Genomic DNA, 16,310 nt, shown 5'->3' with positions numbered 1-16,310 from the left:
CATGACAGCACTTAGCACCCGGCCCCAAGTGGCTCCGGAAACTTGGCTCGACCGGATCGGCATCCCGCATGTGCTGCGCTGGGGTTTCATCGCGGTTCTGGTCTTCATGGCAGGCAACGGCGTTGAATCCAACTTCATCGCCCCGCACATGGCCGAGGCCCTCGGCAGCCGGGCTGCGTTGGTTCCCACCATCATCACCGTGTATGGGGTGGCCGTCATGGTTGCTTCTTATCTTTCAGGGGCCCTGTCGGACCTGGTTGGGCCGCGCAAGGTCATGGCCCTGGGCTTCGTTCTCTGGGTGGTCTTTGAGGTCCTCTTCCTGCTGAGCCTTGGCACAGGCTCAGCAGCGGCAATCTTCGCCACCTACTTCTTCCGCGGCCTGGGCTACCCCTTGTTCGCCTTTGCCTTCCTGGTGTGGGTCAACAAGGTGGTGCCCGTCAAACGCAAGGGCACCGCCGTCGGCTGGTTCTATGTCATGTTCACGGGCGGACTGCCCACCTTTGGATCACTCTTCGCCTTGATCGCCATCCCCGGCTTCGGAGGCGGCGCCTCAGGCGAAACCAAGACCCTGTGGGCCTCGATCGCCCTGGTGACCATCGGCTTCGCCATCGTCTGGTTCGGTGTAAGGGAACCGGGAGGCTCCAAGCGCCAAGCCCCGGCGAATGAAAGCACGGCACAGGTGCTTACTGGCGGCGTCCGGCTCCTGGCCAAGGAGCCCCGCGTCCTGGCGGGCTTTGTGGTCCGCCTGATCAACACGGCACCCCAATACGGCATGTTCGTCATCCTGCCCGCCGTCATCGGCGGCGAGCTCGGATGGTCACAAACCCAGTGGCTCATGATGACAGTCATTGTGTTTGCCTCCAATATCGCCTTCAATGCGGTCTTTGGCGCCATCGGTGACAAGTGGGGCTGGTTGCGCACTGTCCGCTGGTTCGGCATCGCAGGTTCCGCGCTGGGCCTGCTCGCCTGGTGGTACGTGCCGCACATGGTGGCACCTGGCTCCGACTGGGGCTACTGGCTCTCAGTCCTTGCCGGCGTGATCTTCGGCATCCTGCTGGCCGGCTTCGTACCCATGGGAGCCATCATGCCGGCACTCACTCCCACCCACCAGGGCGCGGACATGGCCATGTACACCACCGCAGCCGGAGGCGCCGCCTTCCTGGGCGCCGCCGTCGTCGCAGTGGTACTGCCCTGGGGCGGGAACACCGGCGTCGTTTGGGCATTCGTCGCCCTGTATGGCGTGGCCTTCGCCCTGACCAAATTCCTTAAGGTGCCCGAGGACTCTTCCCGCGGCCACCAACACTAAGAAACCCCTCGCTACAAAATTCTGGAGCAGCAATGACTAAGATATTCAATTCACCAGCAGATTTTTCGGATGACCAGTTCGAGGGTTTCCTGGACATCTACTCGGACCGCCTGCGCGGGGTTGCCGGCGGCGCCGTGGCGCTTCGCACCGGGGTGCCACAGGTGGCTGTGGTCATTGGCGGCGGCTCCGGCCACTATCCGGCATTCGCCGGGCTCGTGGGCACCGGCTTCGCCACAGGCGCCGTCGTGGGAAACATCTTCACCTCCCCGTCTGCAGCCCAGGTCTACTCGGTGGCCAAGGCCGCCAACCAGGGACTCGGTGTGGTGCTCAGCTTCGGCAACTACGCCGGTGACAACATGAACTTCGGCATTGCCGCCGAGCGCCTCCGCAAGGAAGGCATCGACACCCGCATTGTGGTTGTCACCGACGACATCGCCTCTTCGGACGACGAGGAAAAGCGCCGCGGAATTGCCGGCGACTTCACCGTCTTCAAGGTCATGGGTGCGGCGGCTGCCGCCGGCCTCGACCTGGACGGAGTGGAACGCGCCGGACGTTCCGCCAACCAAGCCACCCGCACTCTGGGTGTTGCGTTCTCAGGCTGCACCATGCCCGGCGCCGACAAGCCGCTGTTTGAAGTTCCGGAAGGACACCTTGGCCTTGGGCTGGGCATCCACGGGGAACCTGGCATCAGCGACGAGGCGATGCCAACTGCCTCGGCACTTTCGGAGATGCTGGTGGAGAAACTGCTGAAATCTGCCCCGGTTGGCGCCGGAAAAAAGGTCGGCGTGGTCCTCAACGGCCTGGGCACCACCAAGTACGAGGAACTGTTCCTGCTGTGGGCCCCGGTCGCCAAGCGCCTGCGCAACGCCGGCCTGGAACTGGTCGACGTCGAAGTGGGCGAACTGGTGACCAGCCTGGACATGGGAGGCACGTCGTTGACGCTCATGTGGCTCGATGAGGAATTGGAAGCCTTCTGGAAGGCGGACGCCTACACCCCGGCCTACCGCAAGCAGGCTGCTCCCGTCGCAGCGCTTGAGGCGTTCGGCCAGGACGGCGCCGAGGCCGAGCAGGAAACCGCTGCGGCCCCCACCTTCTCCGAAGCATCCGCACAACTTGCCGGGGCTGTAGTGGCCGGACTGAAAATCATGGCCGCCACACTGCACCAGCATGAACAGCGCCTGGGCGAAATTGATGCTGTGGCAGGCGACGGCGACCACGGCCGCGGAATGGTCAAGGGCATCGATGCAGCACTGCAGGCGGCAACCTCGGCATCCGAAGGCGGCGCAGGCGCTGCCTGGGTGCTGCAGCGCGCAGGGCAGGCCTGGGCAGAAAAGGCCGGTGGCACGTCCGGTGTTCTGTGGGGAGCAGCCTTGGAAGCCGCGGGAACCTCGCTGGAAAATGACCGCTCCCGCTACAGCCCAAGTGACTACGTGGCAGCGGCACATGCCTTTGCCGACGCCATCTTGGAGCTTGGCCGCGCCACCATTGGCGACAAGACGCTCGTCGATGCGATGCTGCCCTTCACCGAGTCCCTGGCGGGCTCCGTGGCCAGCGGCCGGGACTTCGCCGCAGCCTGGCAGGGTGCTGCCGCCGTTGCCACCGAGCAGGCGACCGCAACCGCCGCACTGAGCCCCAAGCTGGGACGCGCACGACCGCTCGCCGCGAAGTCCGTTGGCACCCCCGATGCAGGGGCAACCTCCCTGGCACTGCTGGTCACTGCACTGGCCAGCCTGCCCACCCCGGCCCGACTGTACTGATCTTTTGAACCTCCCAGGTAAGGAATCAACCATGAACCAGAAATTGCGTGTAGTCATCGGCTGCGACGAAGCCGGTGTGGAATACAAGGAAATCCTCAAGAAAGACCTGGCCGCCAATGGCCTCGTCGGCGAAGTCATTGATGTGGGCGTGGACCCAAACGACACGACCGCGTATCCCCACATTGCAGTCAACGCCGCGAAGCTTGTTGCCGACGGATCCGCAGACAGGGCCATCCTGTTCTGCGGAACCGGCCTCGGCGTTGCCATTGCCGCCAACAAGGTCAAGGGCATCCGCGCCGTCACGGCACATGACTCGTTCTCCGTGGAGCGCTCAGTTCTGAGCAACAACGCCCAGGTCCTGTGCATGGGCCAACGTGTCATCGGGGTGGAGCTTGCCCGCCGACTGGCTGGCGAATGGCTGGCATACACCTTCGATGAGGCCAGCGCCTCGGCCGAAAAGGTCTGCGCCATCAGCGGATACGAGGCGTAGGCGTGGGCAGCGACTTTAAGGGACGGACAGTTGTTGTCACCGGAGCGGCCAGTGGCATCGGAAACTCCGTGGCACGCTACTTTGCCGACCGCGGCGCCCACGTGTTCGGCGTCGACCTCAATGATTCAGTTCATACGGAGATCGCAAAGTTCCCCGGCGGCGGGCATCAGGGCATTGCCAAGGACCTGACGGCGCCCGGCGCCAGTGGCGAAATCGTTGACCAGGTGGTGGCCGCGGCGGGCAAAGTGGACATCCTGGTGAACTCTGCTGGCATTGTCCTTCTGGACAAGGCGCTTGAGTTGAGCGAACAAAAATGGGAAGCCACGCTCGCCGTGAACCTGAGCGCCAGCTTCAAGATGGCGCAGGCCGTCGGCAAGGTCATGACTAAGGCTGGCTACGGCCGCATCATCAACCTCGCCTCACAGGCAAGCGTGATCGGCTTGGACGAACACGTCGCCTACTGCGCCAGCAAGGCCGGAATCGTGGGCATGACCAAGGTCCTTTCCATGGAGTGGGCACCGCATGGCGTCACCGTCAACGCCGTGTCTCCAACCGTCGTCGAGACGCCGCTCGGGAAGCTGGCCTGGGCCGGCGAGAAAGGCGAGGCGCTGAAGAAGCAGATCCCCACCGGCCGGTTTGCGCAGCCGGAGGAAGTGGCCTCGCTGATCGCCTACTTGGCGGGCGAAGACGCGGGCATGATCACCGGTGAAAACATCTTGATCGACGGCGGATACTCCAGCATTTAGCTGTGCCCGGCCCGAGATTTTCGGGGCCGGTCCCATAGTGCGGAATGACTTCTCCTGGGTTGCTGTCTATCCCCTAGGCTTGGGTTATGAGCGAGATCATCAACCTACAGGCCACATTCATCCCCAATGAGGGCGAATTCTTCCGCGTGAAGCTCGCCCTCGACATTGCCGTCGAGCAGGTCGTTGAAGAGACCGGCTGCATCCAGTATGAAATCACCGAGGAATCGGAAGAAAAGATCGTGCTGACGGAGCAGTGGGCTTCGGAGGAAGACCTGGACAAGCACAGCAAGGGCATCGCCGTACAGGATCTCAACGAGTCCTTGAGCGCCTTGTTGGCAGAACCCGTCAAACTGGACCGGTCCTAAGCACTCACAGATTCACTAGTTGTGGCCCCCAAAAACGCTACGTTTTTGGGGGCCACAACTGTCTAAGTTCTTGAAGTTACTCGGCGGCGGGGCTTTCGGCCTGCTTGGCAGCCACGGCCGCATGGACCTCCGTCATGTCCAGAGCCTTGACGGCGTCGATGACGGAATCAAGCTGGGTACCATTGAGCGCGCCAGGCTGGGCGAAAACCAGGACCTTTTCGCGGAACGCCATGAGCGTGGGAATTGAGGTGATATTAGCTTCCGCGGCGAGCTGCTGCTGTGCTTCGGTATCAACCTTGCCGAAGACAATGTCGTCGTGCTTTTGCGAGGCAGCCTCAAAGGTGGGTGCAAAGCGCACGCAGGGCTGGCACCAGGAAGCCCAAAAATCAACGATCACAATGTCGTTGTCTTCGATGGTGGTGCCGAAGGATTCCGTGGTGATTTCAACTGTAGCCATGCTCCTACGGTACGTGAACGGGAGGAACCGTGGCCAGTCATTTCGCTCAGCGCGTGAGCGGGGGTGGTTGGCAGGCGATGGAAGGGACGCCCAGGTAATGGACGGTTTCACGGGGTTTTGGGCGGAAAGACACACCAAGTTCACAGCTGGTTAATCTGGCCAGCGCATGATGGCGGTGTTAACTCAATTTTAAGGAAGCAGCGATGACTTTCACGCAAGGAGAACCCATGACCCGCCGAATTCACCACCGCACTTTCATCAACCCCGACAACAATGAGGTCTGGCCGGTCATGGCCCGGGACGAGCCCGTGGCGCTGGTCAATGAGCGCGGCTGGCGCTTGGAAGGCCGTGTGGAGACACTCTCCCACGACCGACAGTGTCTGTGGATTCAGCTCGACTCAGGCATGGGACGCCAGCTGATCCACCATCAGGACGGCTTCGTCCTGGACCAAGACGCTTCGTAACAGACACGCTCACGCAATAAGAATTGCCCGGTCCCTTCGCGGGAGCCGGGCACTTCTTGTTGCATTTCGGAGCCTAGTCTTCGGGGCCAATCATCGAGACGAATTCCCGCGCTTCGCCCTCGCCAATGTCGGCGTGGCTGCGCAAGAGGCGAGCCGCGCCGTCGTAATTTCCGGACTGGGCCAGATCACGGATCTGCCGGAAAATCTGTTCGTTCAGCCGCGTGCTGGCAACCTCGCGAACGTCACCACCTTGGGACACGATGGCGCGGTAGCGATAGGCGCTGGGCACCGTGTTCCGGACAGCAGGCTCCGGTTTTACTTCCTCCGGCGCCGCCTTGATGATGTCATCAACTGTCAACGGCCCCTCTTTGATGACCGGGGCCGGCTTCGCCTCAGGGGTGGGCTGCGGGAACTGGGCCAGAGCTGCAACAGCTGCCGCCGAATCCCCCAAACTCATGCCCGTCGCCGAACGGTATTCCTTCACCGCGTTGAGCACCTGGCGTTGGGCAATCATGGAGTAAACGCGCTGGTGTGTCACCGGATTCAGCCGGGCACTGGCCGCCTCGGCATTTTCGCGGGAAATTTCGCGGTTTCCCTTAGCCTGTTTGTGCCCCAGGCCGTCCGCGCCGAGCCCCGATTCCTGCACGGGCCGGCTGCGCCGTTTGAGGACCTTGGAGCCAACGACCACGGCAATGACGATGACCAGCACAATAATCAGGGGCACGACGTATTCCATACCTTAACTGTAGTTTGCCGCACGTCCCTCCAAACACCCGGGCAACAAAAAACCCGGAACCAAAGCACTAGGTGCTTGGTCCCGGGTTTCCCGAGTGTGGCAGATACTGGATTCGAACCAGTGAAGGCGTTGCCAGCTGATTTACAGTCAGCCCCCTTTGGCCGCTCGGGTAATCTGCCATGGCCTGCCATTGCCGATATCATCAGCCCTGGCTTGTGCCCCCACGAAGTGGAAGCACTAAAACAATACAAGGTATTTGCCCAATAATCGAATCGAGATCTCCGGCTGTCCAAAAAAACGACGAAATCCCCTAGAAACCGCCCTTATGAGGTGTGTGGAGCACTACACGCCATCCTGAATTCTCTTGACCAATTGCCGCTGCAGGAAGGCTGCCTGCTCAGCGGTGACCTGGTGCAAGGCCACGGCGCGGTCCAGGTCCTGCTGAACACCGGCGATCCTGCTCGAGGCGGAGTTGGGCGGTGACCCGATGATGCTGTCCGGATCAAGGCTCGACGCCGAGGCTCCGGCAATTCCCGGACCGGCCAGGACCGCTGCAGCCGCCAAAGTGACGGCAGCCATGGTGGTTCCCACGGTCTTCTTGGCAACCCTGCTCCGAGTGGCAGGTATGGGGTCGGTGCTTTTGTCCTGGCTCATGCGTCCTCCTGATGCACTTTGTTTCATCACCAACTACTCTGCCCGGCTCAGATGTGCACTCCCCCATGGATTCCTTTGAAGAGTCTGTGAGCACCTCCCAAACCTCGCTTCTCCCCACCCGCTCCCGAGAGGGGCCCCCGGGCGCTAAGCTTGGTGGCAAATCAACCAATTATTTTTTGTGAACATGTGGAGGAAACCATGGCTAGTGAATCAACGTTCGACGTCGTCAGCAAGGTCGACAAGCAAGAGGTTGCCAACGCCCTGCACCAGGCCCAGAAGGAAGTAGTCCAGCGCTACGACTTCAAGGGTGTTGGCGCCGAGATCGATTTCAGCGGCGAGAAGATCCTGATCAAGGCCAACTCCGAAGAACGCGTCATGGCCATCATGGACGTCTTCGAGTCCAAGCTGATCAAGCGCGGCATCTCCCTGAAGTCCTTGGACGCCGGCGAGCCCTACGCCTCAGGCAAGGAGTACCGCCTGGAAGCCGAGATCGTTGAGGGCATCGCCCAAGACATCGCCAAGAAGATCAACAAGTTGATCCGTGATGAGGGCCCCAAGGGCGTCAAGTCAACCATCCAGGGCGACGAACTCCGCGTCAGTTCCAAGAGCCGTGACGATCTCCAGGAAGTCATGGGGCTCCTGCGCAAGTTTGAGGATGCGGACCTGCAGTTCGTCAACATGCGCTAACAGCAACACCCAAAAAGCGCCTGCCATGCAATCACACCCCAGGAGGGGCGCCGGTTCCTTGTGGCAGGCGCTTTTTGCTATTGCCCGCGGCCCCGTGTGGGGCATAGTCTTCCCTTGCCCGAAGAAATATGCCGAAGATCATTGTCCGCATGACTTCTTCCCCCACTTGAGCGTAGTTTGGAGCCGCAATGAACCCTCAGGGAATTCCCGCAGGTGCCCCGTGCTGGATCGATTTGATGACCTCGGACATGGCCAGGTCGCAAGAGTTTTATGCTGCCTTGTTTGGTTGGAGCTATGAGGCAGGTGACGCAGAAAAGTACGGCGGCTACACCATGGCGTACAAGGACGGAAAGTCCGTGGCCGGGCTCATGCAGAGCCAGACGGACGGTGAGGGTTACCCGGACATGTGGTCGACGTACCTGCGCGTGGATGACATTGAAAGCACCATGGACACGGCCAAGAATGCTGGCGCCATCCCCTACATGGAGCCCATGGACGTTCCGGAGCAGGGCAAGATGGCCATGATTGGCGATCCCGGCGGAGCGTCCATTGGCATGTGGGAATTTGGCGGGCACACAGGTTTTCAGGCCCACGAGGAGGCGGGAGCAGCCGCTTGGCACGAGCTCCACAGCAAGAACTACCCCGCCACGGTTGACTTCTACAAGAACGTTTTTGGCCTGCAAACCTCGGTCATGAGCGATTCCCCCGAGTTCCGTTACACGAACCTTATCGATGGCGACAAGGAGCTGGCAGGCATCATGGATGCCGCAGCGTTCCTGCCTGACGAGGTCCCCTCCAGCTGGCAGATCTACTTCCAGACGGACGACGTCGATGCCACCGTTGCGAAAGCACTCACCTTGGGTGCCACGGTCATCAACGCCGCCGAAGATTCGCCCTACGGCCGCATTGCCGGGCTGACCGATTGCACGGGCGCCATGTTCAAGCTGGTCCAGCCGCCAGCCTAGCCGACAGCATCGTGGCTGCGGGGGGGGTGGTTGTTGGGAGTCGCATCTGGTCAGCCAGGCGCGAATCCCAACACCTCCCCCATCAGCGTTTAATGTCAGCTACCGGGTTCAACCAATCCCGTGTCATACGCCAAGACCACGGCCTGAACTCGATCGCGCAGTTCCAGCTTGGCCAGAATCTTGCTGACATGGGTTTTGACGGTTTGCTGGGCAATGAAGAGTTGGGCCGCGATTTCCTGGTTGGAGTGTCCTCTGCCAATCAAGGTCATCACCTCCAGTTCACGGTCGGTGAGCCCGGCAAGCCGGTCACGCGAAAGCGCCGGCCTGGCCCGCGATACCGCGAATTGCTCGATCATCCGCTTCGTCACGGAGGGTGCCAGCAGCGCCTCACCGGAGGCTACGATCCGCACAGCCGCGACCAATTCATCAGCAAGCGCGTCCTTGAGCAGGAATCCGCTCGCACCAATTCTCAGGGCATCGTAAACATAGTCATCGACGTCAAAAGTTGTCAGCATCAAAACGTGTGTGGAGTCCGGGCCGGGTGCATCAGCAAGAATTTGCCGGGCCGCCTCCAACCCGTCCATGACAGGCATGCGCACATCCATCAAGACCACGTCCGGGCGATGGGCGGCGGCCAGTTCCACCGCAACGGCACCGTTCTCAGCCTGCCCCACAACTTCGATATCTTCCTGGGCGCCAAGCAAGGCAGCAAATCCTTCTCGCACCATCGCCTGATCGTCTACGACCAGCACTCGAATACTCATGCTTGGGCACGTCCCTCGTTGTTGTTGCTCGTGGTTCCTGATTTTCCCGCGGCACTCTTGCTGGCACCCAGCGGCAGCAGGGCTGAGACCGAGAATCCGCCGTCGAGCGTTGGAATGCAGGTCACCGATCCACCCACGATGGCCGCGCGTTCGCGCATGCCAATGAGACCCTGCCCCACGTGCGCTCCCTTATCCAGCTGGGCCATCAGCGCACCCACGTCGGAACTGGAGTTGACTACTTGGACACGCAGATTGCCACCGGACACCGTGAAATCCACGTTCACGGTTGCTCCGGGGGCATGCCGAATGACATTGCTGAGCGCCTCCTGCACAATGCGGTAGGCGGTCAAGGCAATGACTTCACTAATGTCCTCACGCTCCACTCCGGACAACGTGGGTTCGGGAATATTCACCCCGGCTGAGCGAGCCGAGGCAAGGAGTTGGGGCAGGTCCTCGAGTGTTGGTTGGGGGCCCAGTTGACGCCCCGCGTCCGCGTTGCGGAGGGAGCCAAGCATGCTGCGCATCTCAGTCATGGCACGGCGCGAGTTCGCGGCAATGTCATCAAACTCTTTCTTCAGCTCCTCGCTAAGCCCAGGGTGCCTGTAGCTGGCGGTGGTTGCCTGAACCACCACCACGGACATCCCGTGGGCCACCACGTCATGAAGCTCACGGGCAATGCGTGTGCGTTCCTCGGCCAGCCGCCGCCTGGACTGCTCCTCGGCGCTGACTGTGCGCTCGGCGGCGAGCTCTGTGCGCATATGCTGCCACTGTTGAGCAACCACGGCGGCCACCATGAGCCCCCCGGATACCGCGGCAAAGATGACCACGTTATTCTGGGCGCCTTCGCTCTGCCCGTGCGGCATGGTCACGTAATTCAGGGAAACCCCAATGATGACGCTTGCAAGCCACGCAGCGGCCGGAACCATCCAATAGGCACGCAACCCGGCCACACAGATCACCAAAACCTGCGTGATGATGGCAACCACACTGAAAGGCATCGGCGCAGCCCCCACAGGGTCTGAAACCAAAGGCAACACGATCATCGGAATCAAGGACACCAAGACGCCGGCCAAGGGACGGGCGGCGGTGAGGCCCAGTGCGGCCGCATGCAAAATGGCCAGCCCCAGCGCAAAGGGCAGTGCCATTTGGTACAGGCTCATGTTCAGCGGCGCCCCCACGGCAAGGAGCGCAATGCAACCGGCGGCTGTACCCAGCCACACCCAGCTGATGCCTTTCATCCGCCACAAATTCACCGTGCTAAAGGGTGTCTGGGCGTGCGCCGATCCAGCTGTTGCGGCGGATGTCTCCGGTCCGCCTGGGAGTGGACGATTCTTAATGGTCGTGATTCCTGCTGGAGCCGGCGCTGACCTGTGCAGCGCCGTTTTCTTCAGTGGTGATTTCCGCTGTGGGCCCGTCGGCGTCCAGCCCACTCAACCCGCCGGCAGGGGCGCCCTGCCAGGAGTGGATCTGCCACCCGCCCGGGGCGTCGCTACCCGTAGGCTCGCCGTCCATCATGACAATGCCGGTGTTGGAGAGATCGTGGTACTTGGCATCCGACCAATCGATGTTGGCTCCGCGGTGTCCTGCCCAGAAACGGATCATGGCGCCGTGGCTGACAATTGCTGCGGATTCCTTTGAGGCAGCTTCTTCAACCACTGCGTCAAAGCGTTCCAGCACCTCATATCCGGAATCGGCGCCGGGCATGCGCACGGACAGGTCCCCGCTGAGCCACGACTTCACAGCGTGAAGATACGCCTCAATCGACGCCCGGTCACCCTTCATTTCAAGGCTGCCGGCGCTGATCTCTCGCAGGCCGTCCCTGACCAGCGGTTCAAGGCCACGATCCGCGGCCAGTGGCGCGGCCGTTAGTGCCGTACGGGTCAGGTTCGAGATGTAGAGCGACTCGATGTCCTGACCGGCCAACGCGCCGGGGACTGCAGCCGCCTGCAACTGCCCCAGGGGAGTCAACCCGGGTCCTGGAATGGCGGTGTCCAAAAGACTTCGCACATTGTTAGGTGTTTGTCCGTGCCTGATCAAGATGAGTCGCATGATTCCATTCTGTACCACTTGGCGAATCGGCGGGTCCGCGGGGACGGGCTCACCTCAGACATTGATACATGACATGCAGACCGACAAACCCCTCATCCGGGTGATCGAAGACCTCCGGGACAGTACCCATAATCTCCAAGCGAAGAGACTGCCACAGATAAGCCGCCGGATGGTTGGCTCCCACGACGGCGTTGAACTGTATGCCACGGTAGCCCTCGCGACGCGCCCAATGGATCACGTATTCACCGAAAGCCCGCCCAACCCCGCGTCCTTGATGCTGCGGATGAACCAGGAATGAGGCGGTGGCGATGTGCTGGCCGCGTCCAGGGCGGTTGGGTCCCATCTTCGCCGACTCGATGATTTCCTGCCCATCCAGCGCAACCACTGTTTGCCCGGCCGACTGCTCCATCCACCAGGGACGGGCTTCGTCCAGAGTCTGGTTATCTGGAAATGCATAAGTTCTCCCGGCAGCCATGATGTCCATGGAAATGAGGCTGACTTTGCCGAGCCTGATCGTCGCGGAGACTCAATGCGCAGGTGCGCCATGAGCTAACGTTTTCTGCAACTGGAATGGCCGATGCTTGGCCATCGCCGCCCCGATCGACCCCTTCGCCCATGTCAGGATCTTCATGAAACGCACCAACGAACTTCCCGCCCACTATCTCGCTGCCTTTAGTGAACAGTCCGGATACTTAAACTTTGCCAGCTTTGGCCCACCCTCACGGGCCGTCCTGGCAGCATCAGGCCAGCTCATGGCCGACGCCGCCGAGGGAGCTGCGGGCGTTAGCGAGCGACTCCACAACGAGGACGGGCGGGCGCGCGCCACGGTATCCCGCTTGACCGGCTTTGCCACGGATAACATCACCCTCCTCCCGGCCACCTCCTACGGCCTGTTTCAGCTCGCCTTTGGTGTGAAAGGGAAAGTCCTGGTCAGCGCCGGCGAGTTCCCGGCCAACACGTATCCCTGGTTGCGGGCGCAGCAGGCAGGTCTGAACGAGGTGGCCCTGATGGGCGAAAGTCTGGCGTTTGTTACACCGGAGCTGGTGGCACAATCGCTCACCCCGTCCGTCACGGCAGTGGCGGTCAGCGCCGTGGACTTCCAAACCGGATACCGCGCCGATTTGGCCGGGATCCGCGAGGTCATCGGGGCGGATCGATTGCTGCTGGTGGATGGCATTCAGGGGTTTGGCGCCATTGACCAGGATTGGAGTGTTGCCGATGCCGTGGTGACGGGCAGCCAGAAGTGGGTTCGTGGCGGGTGGGGTTCCGGAGCCATGGCGTTCTCCGCAGTTGGTCTGGAACGGATCGCACCGACGCTGGGAGGCTGGACCGGCGTCGAGCATCCTTCGCTGTACGACGGCGTTGCGCATGCCCCGCGCACGGACGCCGGCAAGTTCAGTATTTCAAATCTTTCGCCCTTCGCGGCCGGGTCGTTTGCCTCCGCGCTGGAACTCATTGAAGAAGCCGGGCTCGGCGTCATTGCCGACCGCATCTTGGCCACAACCGCAGTTCTGGCGGAGAAGTTGGAGAACTCCGGGGTAAGTGTGCTTTCGCCACGCGAGGACGGGGAGCGTGCCGGCATTGTGGTGGCCGGTTTCCCCGAAGGCAACGCGGCGCAGGCCCACGCTGCGCTGGCGGGTGCAGGCATCTCCGCAACCCTTCATGGCGCGCACCGGATCAGGTTTTCGGCCCACGCGACCACGGATCACGAGTCCCTGTCCCACGTGGCGTTGATGCTGGCCAGCTTCGCCTAGCCGCAGCAGCGTCTGGAAAGATCACCCCGGTTACGGGAGCGGGCGTCCGGCAATCTTCTCTAGCCGGGCAATGCGCTCGGCCATGGGCGGGTGTGTAGCGAAGAGTTTCTTCGCCCCACCGGCCTTGAAGGGGTTGGCGATCATAAGGTGGCTGGTGTTAACCAGCTTTTGATCCTGCGGCAACGGGGCAAGCTGGACGCCGCGTTCAAGTTTGCGCAGGGCAGACGCCAAGGCCAGCGGATCGTCCGTGAGGTGCGCGCCGTCTTCGTCGGCGTCGTATTCGCGCGTGCGGCTGATGGCCAGCTGTATCATGGACGCAGCCAACGGGGCCAGCAGGGCCATGGCAATCATGGCCAGGGGGTTGGCATTGCGGCGGTCGCCACCGCCAAAGAACATCATCATCTGCGCCACGGAAGTGATGACCCCTGCCACAGCGGCCGCCACTGAGGAGGTGAGGATGTCGCGGTTGTAGACGTGCATGAGTTCGTGGCCCAGCACGCCGCGCAGTTCTCGCTCGTCGAGAATGTTCAAGATTCCCTCGGTGCAGCAAACGGCGGCGTTCTTGGGGTTGCGTCCAGTAGCGAAGGCGTTGGGTGCCTGTGTGGGTGAAACGTAGATGGCTGGCATGGGCTGATTGGCCTTGGTGGACAGCTCCCGCACAATCCGGTAAATCCCGGGGGCCTGAGCCTCGCTCACGGGATAGGCCTGCATGGACCGGATTGCGATCTTGTCACTGTTCCAGTAGCCGTAAGCAGTGGTCCCCACCCCAATCAAGGCAAAGATCCACAGCGGCGCCGCACTACCGCTCCCGGCGGAGATCACGCCACCAATACCCAACAGAACGGCCCACAGCACGCCAAAAAGTGCCGCGGTCTTCAATCCGTTAAAATTCCTGCGCACCGGTGCGTCCCCTCAAAGTAGTAGCTCCATACACCTAAAAACGTACCGTGCTGGCGGCTTGTTCCCGTTTACGGTTCCGGGTGGCGGGCGTCATAGCGCAAGAATCCGCGTTGCCAGAATGCCAGGGCCCACACAGCGCCGATGCAGAGAGCGCCGCCGATCACGGCCGCCCAGCCTTCCCCGCGCCACTGCCCCACGGAGCCTGAAAATACGTCACCCAGCCTGGGCCCACCGGTCACCACAACCACAAAGATGCCCTGCAGCCTGCCGCGGAGATGGTCCGGCGTTGCCGATTGCAAAATCGTGGAGCGGAACACGGAACTGATGGTGTCCGCAACTCCGGCCACCACCAAAGCGGCAACCGCACCAACAATCCACGGTGAGGTCCCGCCGTCGTTCGTGTGTCCACCGGCCAAAACGGCACCACCCAGCGCAGCGATGGCCGCACCCCACAGGGAAATGGACCACACCACCGCCAGGCCCTGGCGCCGGACACTGCCCAGCGGGCCGGAGAACAGGGCCCCGAGGAAGGACCCGGCGGCAATGGAGGCCAGCAGGATGCCTGCCGTTTGCTCGCCTCCGCCCAACCAGACCGCCCCGATGGCCGGCAACAACGCGCGCGGCAAGGCAAAGACCATGGCGCACATGTCCACCAGGAACGTCATACGCACATTTTTGCGGGTGCCTAGGAAGGCGAATCCTTCCAACACCGATTTGAAGCCGGCACGCTGTACGCCGCCGGCTCGTGGCAACGGCGGCAGCGGTGGAAGTTTGAAGAGCGCCCACAGCGAGGCCGTAAACGTCAACACATCCACCGTGTACGTCCAGCCGTAGCCGATGTTGGCCACCAGGATGCCGGCGAGTAGCGGGCCTATGGTGGTGCCGAGTCCCATGACGATCATGCTCAGCGCATTGGCGGAGGGCAGCAGTTCCGGGCGCACCAACCTGGGCACAATGGCGCTGCGGGCTGAACCGTTGACACCTGCCGCCGCCGATTGGATCGCGATGAGTCCGTAGAGAATGCCAACATTGCCGAGACCCAGCCAAGCCTGCAGCGCGATGCAGACGGTCACGAGCCACAGCACCGTTGAGGAGGCCAGCGCCACTTTTCGGCGGTCGTGTGTGTCTACGATGGCGCCGCCGTAGAGACCTGCGATGACCAGCGGGATCAAGGCGGCCAATCCCAGCATGCCCACTGACAGGGTGGATCCGGTGAGCTCGTACACCTCAAGACTGACGGCCACAACTGTCAGTTGGGTGCCAATCGAGGAGAGTCCGTTGCCAAACCAGAGCCTCCTAAAAGCAGGGCTTTCCTTCAACGGGGTTATATCTGCAAGGAGTCTTGGCACGGCTCAAGCCTAGTCCGCTCGCCACGCCTGTGAGTTATGCTGTCTGTGCATCATGCTGCGCCGATCCATGGGGAGGGGATTGCTTTGGTTCCGATTCGCACCAACCTGTACTCCTCCATTTTTTGGAGTGTCAGCAGGCCCAAGTTCCCTTTGTCTCTGGGCCACTTCGTCATTCGCCTCAATGATCCGGCCTTGGCGTTTAGCACCGAGTCTGCCGCCGATCTTTTGCACTGTTACGGATCCTGGCGCCGCGCAATGACCGAGCTGTCCGGAGCCACGGCCGCGCAACTGTACATGGCCCAGAATTGGCAGCCCGTGGGTGATGCCCTGGGCGAACCGCTGGCCGAAACCTCTACACCCACCCTGCACGTGTTCTTCAACGTCCCCGGCAGCACGACGGCGGCTGCCGCACTCCGCCTCCCCGCCCACCAACGCGTGGCCGTCGAGGACACAGCGGATCTGGACGAACAGCTGCGACTGTGGCGGGACTCGGTGGCAGGTGAGCCTGCTCTGGAGGCTGGCCTCACCGACTCCCCACCTTCCGGCCCGGAACCGGTGTTTCGACTTGAAGCAGTGAATCCTGCGACCCTCAACGACGGACATTGGATGGCGGTCCCGCGTACCGCGTCGACAACCATTGACCATATCGAGGCAGAATCACTCGTTGAGCTGGCCGGGGCCATGGACCATGTGGCAACGCAGGCAACTCCCCCGATTCAAGGCCTCACGGTGTGGGTCACGGATCAGTGGGAATCGGCCGTGGAATTTCATCTCTTTGCCCGCCGCCACGGCGACGAACGCCAGCACGTAGCCAACTTTGTTGCTGACGGTGGATTGGACGTGCCGGAACTCTAGGCAGCTCCGTTC

At 61.9% G+C, this 16,310-nt stretch carries 19 protein-coding genes and 1 tRNA gene; 10 read left to right on the top strand and 10 right to left on the bottom strand.

Going from position 1 to position 16,310, the window contains the following annotated elements:
* Nucleotide 1: 1 nt before the first annotated feature.
* The 5 genes from BLV41_RS17750 (at nucleotide 2) to BLV41_RS17730 (ending at nucleotide 4,664) form a co-directional block, all read left to right on the top strand.
* Nucleotides 2-1,306 carry an MFS transporter gene (locus BLV41_RS17750; RefSeq protein ID WP_074712788.1) on the top strand — a complete coding sequence of 435 codons (1,305 nt, stop codon included), beginning with the start codon at nucleotides 2-4 and terminating at the stop codon, nucleotides 1,304-1,306.
* Nucleotides 1,307-1,338: 32 nt separating this feature from the next.
* Nucleotides 1,339-3,063, top strand: coding sequence for a dihydroxyacetone kinase family protein (locus BLV41_RS17745; protein WP_074712787.1), 1,725 nt, complete (start codon nucleotides 1,339-1,341; stop codon nucleotides 3,061-3,063).
* Nucleotides 3,064-3,094: 31 nt separating this feature from the next.
* Entirely contained in the window at nucleotides 3,095-3,553 is a 459-nt protein-coding gene (locus BLV41_RS17740; protein ID WP_074712786.1) for a ribose-5-phosphate isomerase, read from the top strand.
* Nucleotides 3,554-3,555: 2 nt separating this feature from the next.
* On the top strand, nucleotides 3,556-4,299 hold the full coding sequence (locus tag BLV41_RS17735; protein WP_244516960.1) for a GolD/DthD family dehydrogenase: 744 nt from the start codon (nucleotides 3,556-3,558) through the stop codon (nucleotides 4,297-4,299).
* 86 nt (nucleotides 4,300-4,385) lie between these two features.
* On the top strand, nucleotides 4,386-4,664 hold the full coding sequence (locus BLV41_RS17730; protein WP_074712784.1) for a putative quinol monooxygenase: 279 nt from the start codon (nucleotides 4,386-4,388) through the stop codon (nucleotides 4,662-4,664).
* 76 nt (nucleotides 4,665-4,740) lie between these two features.
* Here the strand turns inward: BLV41_RS17730 and BLV41_RS17725 are convergent, their stop codons facing one another.
* Complete coding sequence (locus BLV41_RS17725) at nucleotides 4,741-5,121, bottom strand: thioredoxin family protein (protein ID WP_044576171.1); 381 nt, start codon at nucleotides 5,119-5,121, stop codon at nucleotides 4,741-4,743.
* Between the two features lie 203 nt (nucleotides 5,122-5,324).
* Between BLV41_RS17725 and BLV41_RS17720 the strand changes: the two genes are divergently transcribed.
* Nucleotides 5,325-5,585, top strand: a complete 261-nt coding sequence (locus BLV41_RS17720; protein ID WP_050070300.1) for a hypothetical protein — start codon at nucleotides 5,325-5,327, stop codon at nucleotides 5,583-5,585.
* Nucleotides 5,586-5,658: 73 nt separating this feature from the next.
* On the opposite strand, the gene BLV41_RS17715 is transcribed toward BLV41_RS17720, so the two are convergent.
* From BLV41_RS17715 to BLV41_RS17705, 3 genes are all read right to left on the bottom strand, one after another.
* Nucleotides 5,659-6,321 (bottom strand): hypothetical protein, encoded by a 663-nt coding sequence (locus BLV41_RS17715; RefSeq protein WP_074712783.1) that lies wholly within the window; start codon nucleotides 6,319-6,321, stop codon nucleotides 5,659-5,661.
* A 97-nt stretch (nucleotides 6,322-6,418) separates the two neighbouring features.
* A tRNA-Tyr gene (locus tag BLV41_RS17710) sits at nucleotides 6,419-6,500 on the bottom strand.
* 163 nt (nucleotides 6,501-6,663) lie between these two features.
* On the bottom strand, nucleotides 6,664-6,975 hold the full coding sequence (locus tag BLV41_RS17705) for a hypothetical protein (RefSeq protein ID WP_074712782.1): 312 nt from the start codon (nucleotides 6,973-6,975) through the stop codon (nucleotides 6,664-6,666).
* A 198-nt stretch (nucleotides 6,976-7,173) separates the two neighbouring features.
* Between BLV41_RS17705 and BLV41_RS17700 the strand changes: the two genes are divergently transcribed.
* Both BLV41_RS17700 and BLV41_RS17695 read left to right on the top strand, forming a co-directional pair.
* Complete coding sequence (locus BLV41_RS17700; protein WP_044576162.1) at nucleotides 7,174-7,662, top strand: YajQ family cyclic di-GMP-binding protein; 489 nt, start codon at nucleotides 7,174-7,176, stop codon at nucleotides 7,660-7,662.
* A gap of 188 nt (nucleotides 7,663-7,850) precedes the next feature.
* Nucleotides 7,851-8,627 (top strand): VOC family protein, encoded by a 777-nt coding sequence (locus tag BLV41_RS17695; protein ID WP_074712781.1) that lies wholly within the window; start codon nucleotides 7,851-7,853, stop codon nucleotides 8,625-8,627.
* Between the two features lie 95 nt (nucleotides 8,628-8,722).
* Here BLV41_RS17695 and BLV41_RS17690 read toward each other — a convergent pair whose 3' ends face one another.
* The 4 genes from BLV41_RS17690 to BLV41_RS17675 form a co-directional block, all read right to left on the bottom strand.
* Nucleotides 8,723-9,391, bottom strand: a complete 669-nt coding sequence (locus tag BLV41_RS17690) for a response regulator (protein ID WP_074712780.1) — start codon at nucleotides 9,389-9,391, stop codon at nucleotides 8,723-8,725.
* The gene (locus tag BLV41_RS17685) at nucleotides 9,388-10,629 is read right to left on the bottom strand and encodes a sensor histidine kinase (protein ID WP_074712779.1); all 1,242 of its coding nucleotides are present in this window, start codon (nucleotides 10,627-10,629) and stop codon (nucleotides 9,388-9,390) included. The genes BLV41_RS17690 and BLV41_RS17685 overlap by 4 nt, the downstream gene beginning before the upstream one ends.
* A gap of 94 nt (nucleotides 10,630-10,723) precedes the next feature.
* A complete protein-coding gene (locus BLV41_RS17680; RefSeq protein ID WP_074712778.1) occupies nucleotides 10,724-11,440 on the bottom strand; it encodes a histidine phosphatase family protein in 717 nt (238 codons plus the stop codon).
* 49 nt (nucleotides 11,441-11,489) lie between these two features.
* The gene (locus tag BLV41_RS17675) at nucleotides 11,490-11,924 is read right to left on the bottom strand and encodes a GNAT family N-acetyltransferase (protein ID WP_074712777.1); all 435 of its coding nucleotides are present in this window, start codon (nucleotides 11,922-11,924) and stop codon (nucleotides 11,490-11,492) included.
* Nucleotides 11,925-12,069: 145 nt separating this feature from the next.
* Between BLV41_RS17675 and BLV41_RS17670 the strand changes: the two genes are divergently transcribed.
* Nucleotides 12,070-13,194, top strand: a complete 1,125-nt coding sequence (locus BLV41_RS17670) for an aminotransferase class V-fold PLP-dependent enzyme (RefSeq protein WP_139244379.1) — start codon at nucleotides 12,070-12,072, stop codon at nucleotides 13,192-13,194.
* A 30-nt stretch (nucleotides 13,195-13,224) separates the two neighbouring features.
* On the opposite strand, the gene htpX is transcribed toward BLV41_RS17670, so the two are convergent.
* Together htpX and BLV41_RS17660 are read right to left on the bottom strand one after the other, a co-directional pair.
* Complete coding sequence (htpX, locus tag BLV41_RS17665; protein ID WP_074712775.1) at nucleotides 13,225-14,094, bottom strand: zinc metalloprotease HtpX; 870 nt, start codon at nucleotides 14,092-14,094, stop codon at nucleotides 13,225-13,227.
* Nucleotides 14,095-14,162: 68 nt separating this feature from the next.
* Nucleotides 14,163-15,443 (bottom strand): MFS transporter, encoded by a 1,281-nt coding sequence (locus BLV41_RS17660; protein ID WP_074712774.1) that lies wholly within the window; start codon nucleotides 15,441-15,443, stop codon nucleotides 14,163-14,165.
* An 84-nt stretch (nucleotides 15,444-15,527) separates the two neighbouring features.
* Here BLV41_RS17660 and BLV41_RS17655 point away from each other — a divergent pair, with 84 nt between their 5' ends.
* Nucleotides 15,528-16,298 carry a hypothetical protein gene (locus BLV41_RS17655; RefSeq protein WP_074712773.1) on the top strand — a complete coding sequence of 257 codons (771 nt, stop codon included), beginning with the start codon at nucleotides 15,528-15,530 and terminating at the stop codon, nucleotides 16,296-16,298.
* Nucleotides 16,299-16,310 lie beyond the last annotated feature (12 nt).

Source organism: Arthrobacter alpinus (genome assembly GCF_900105965.1).
GTDB classification, from domain to species: domain Bacteria; phylum Actinomycetota; class Actinomycetes; order Actinomycetales; family Micrococcaceae; genus Specibacter; species Specibacter alpinus.
This window is presented reverse-complemented; position numbering and strand designations above follow the sequence as displayed.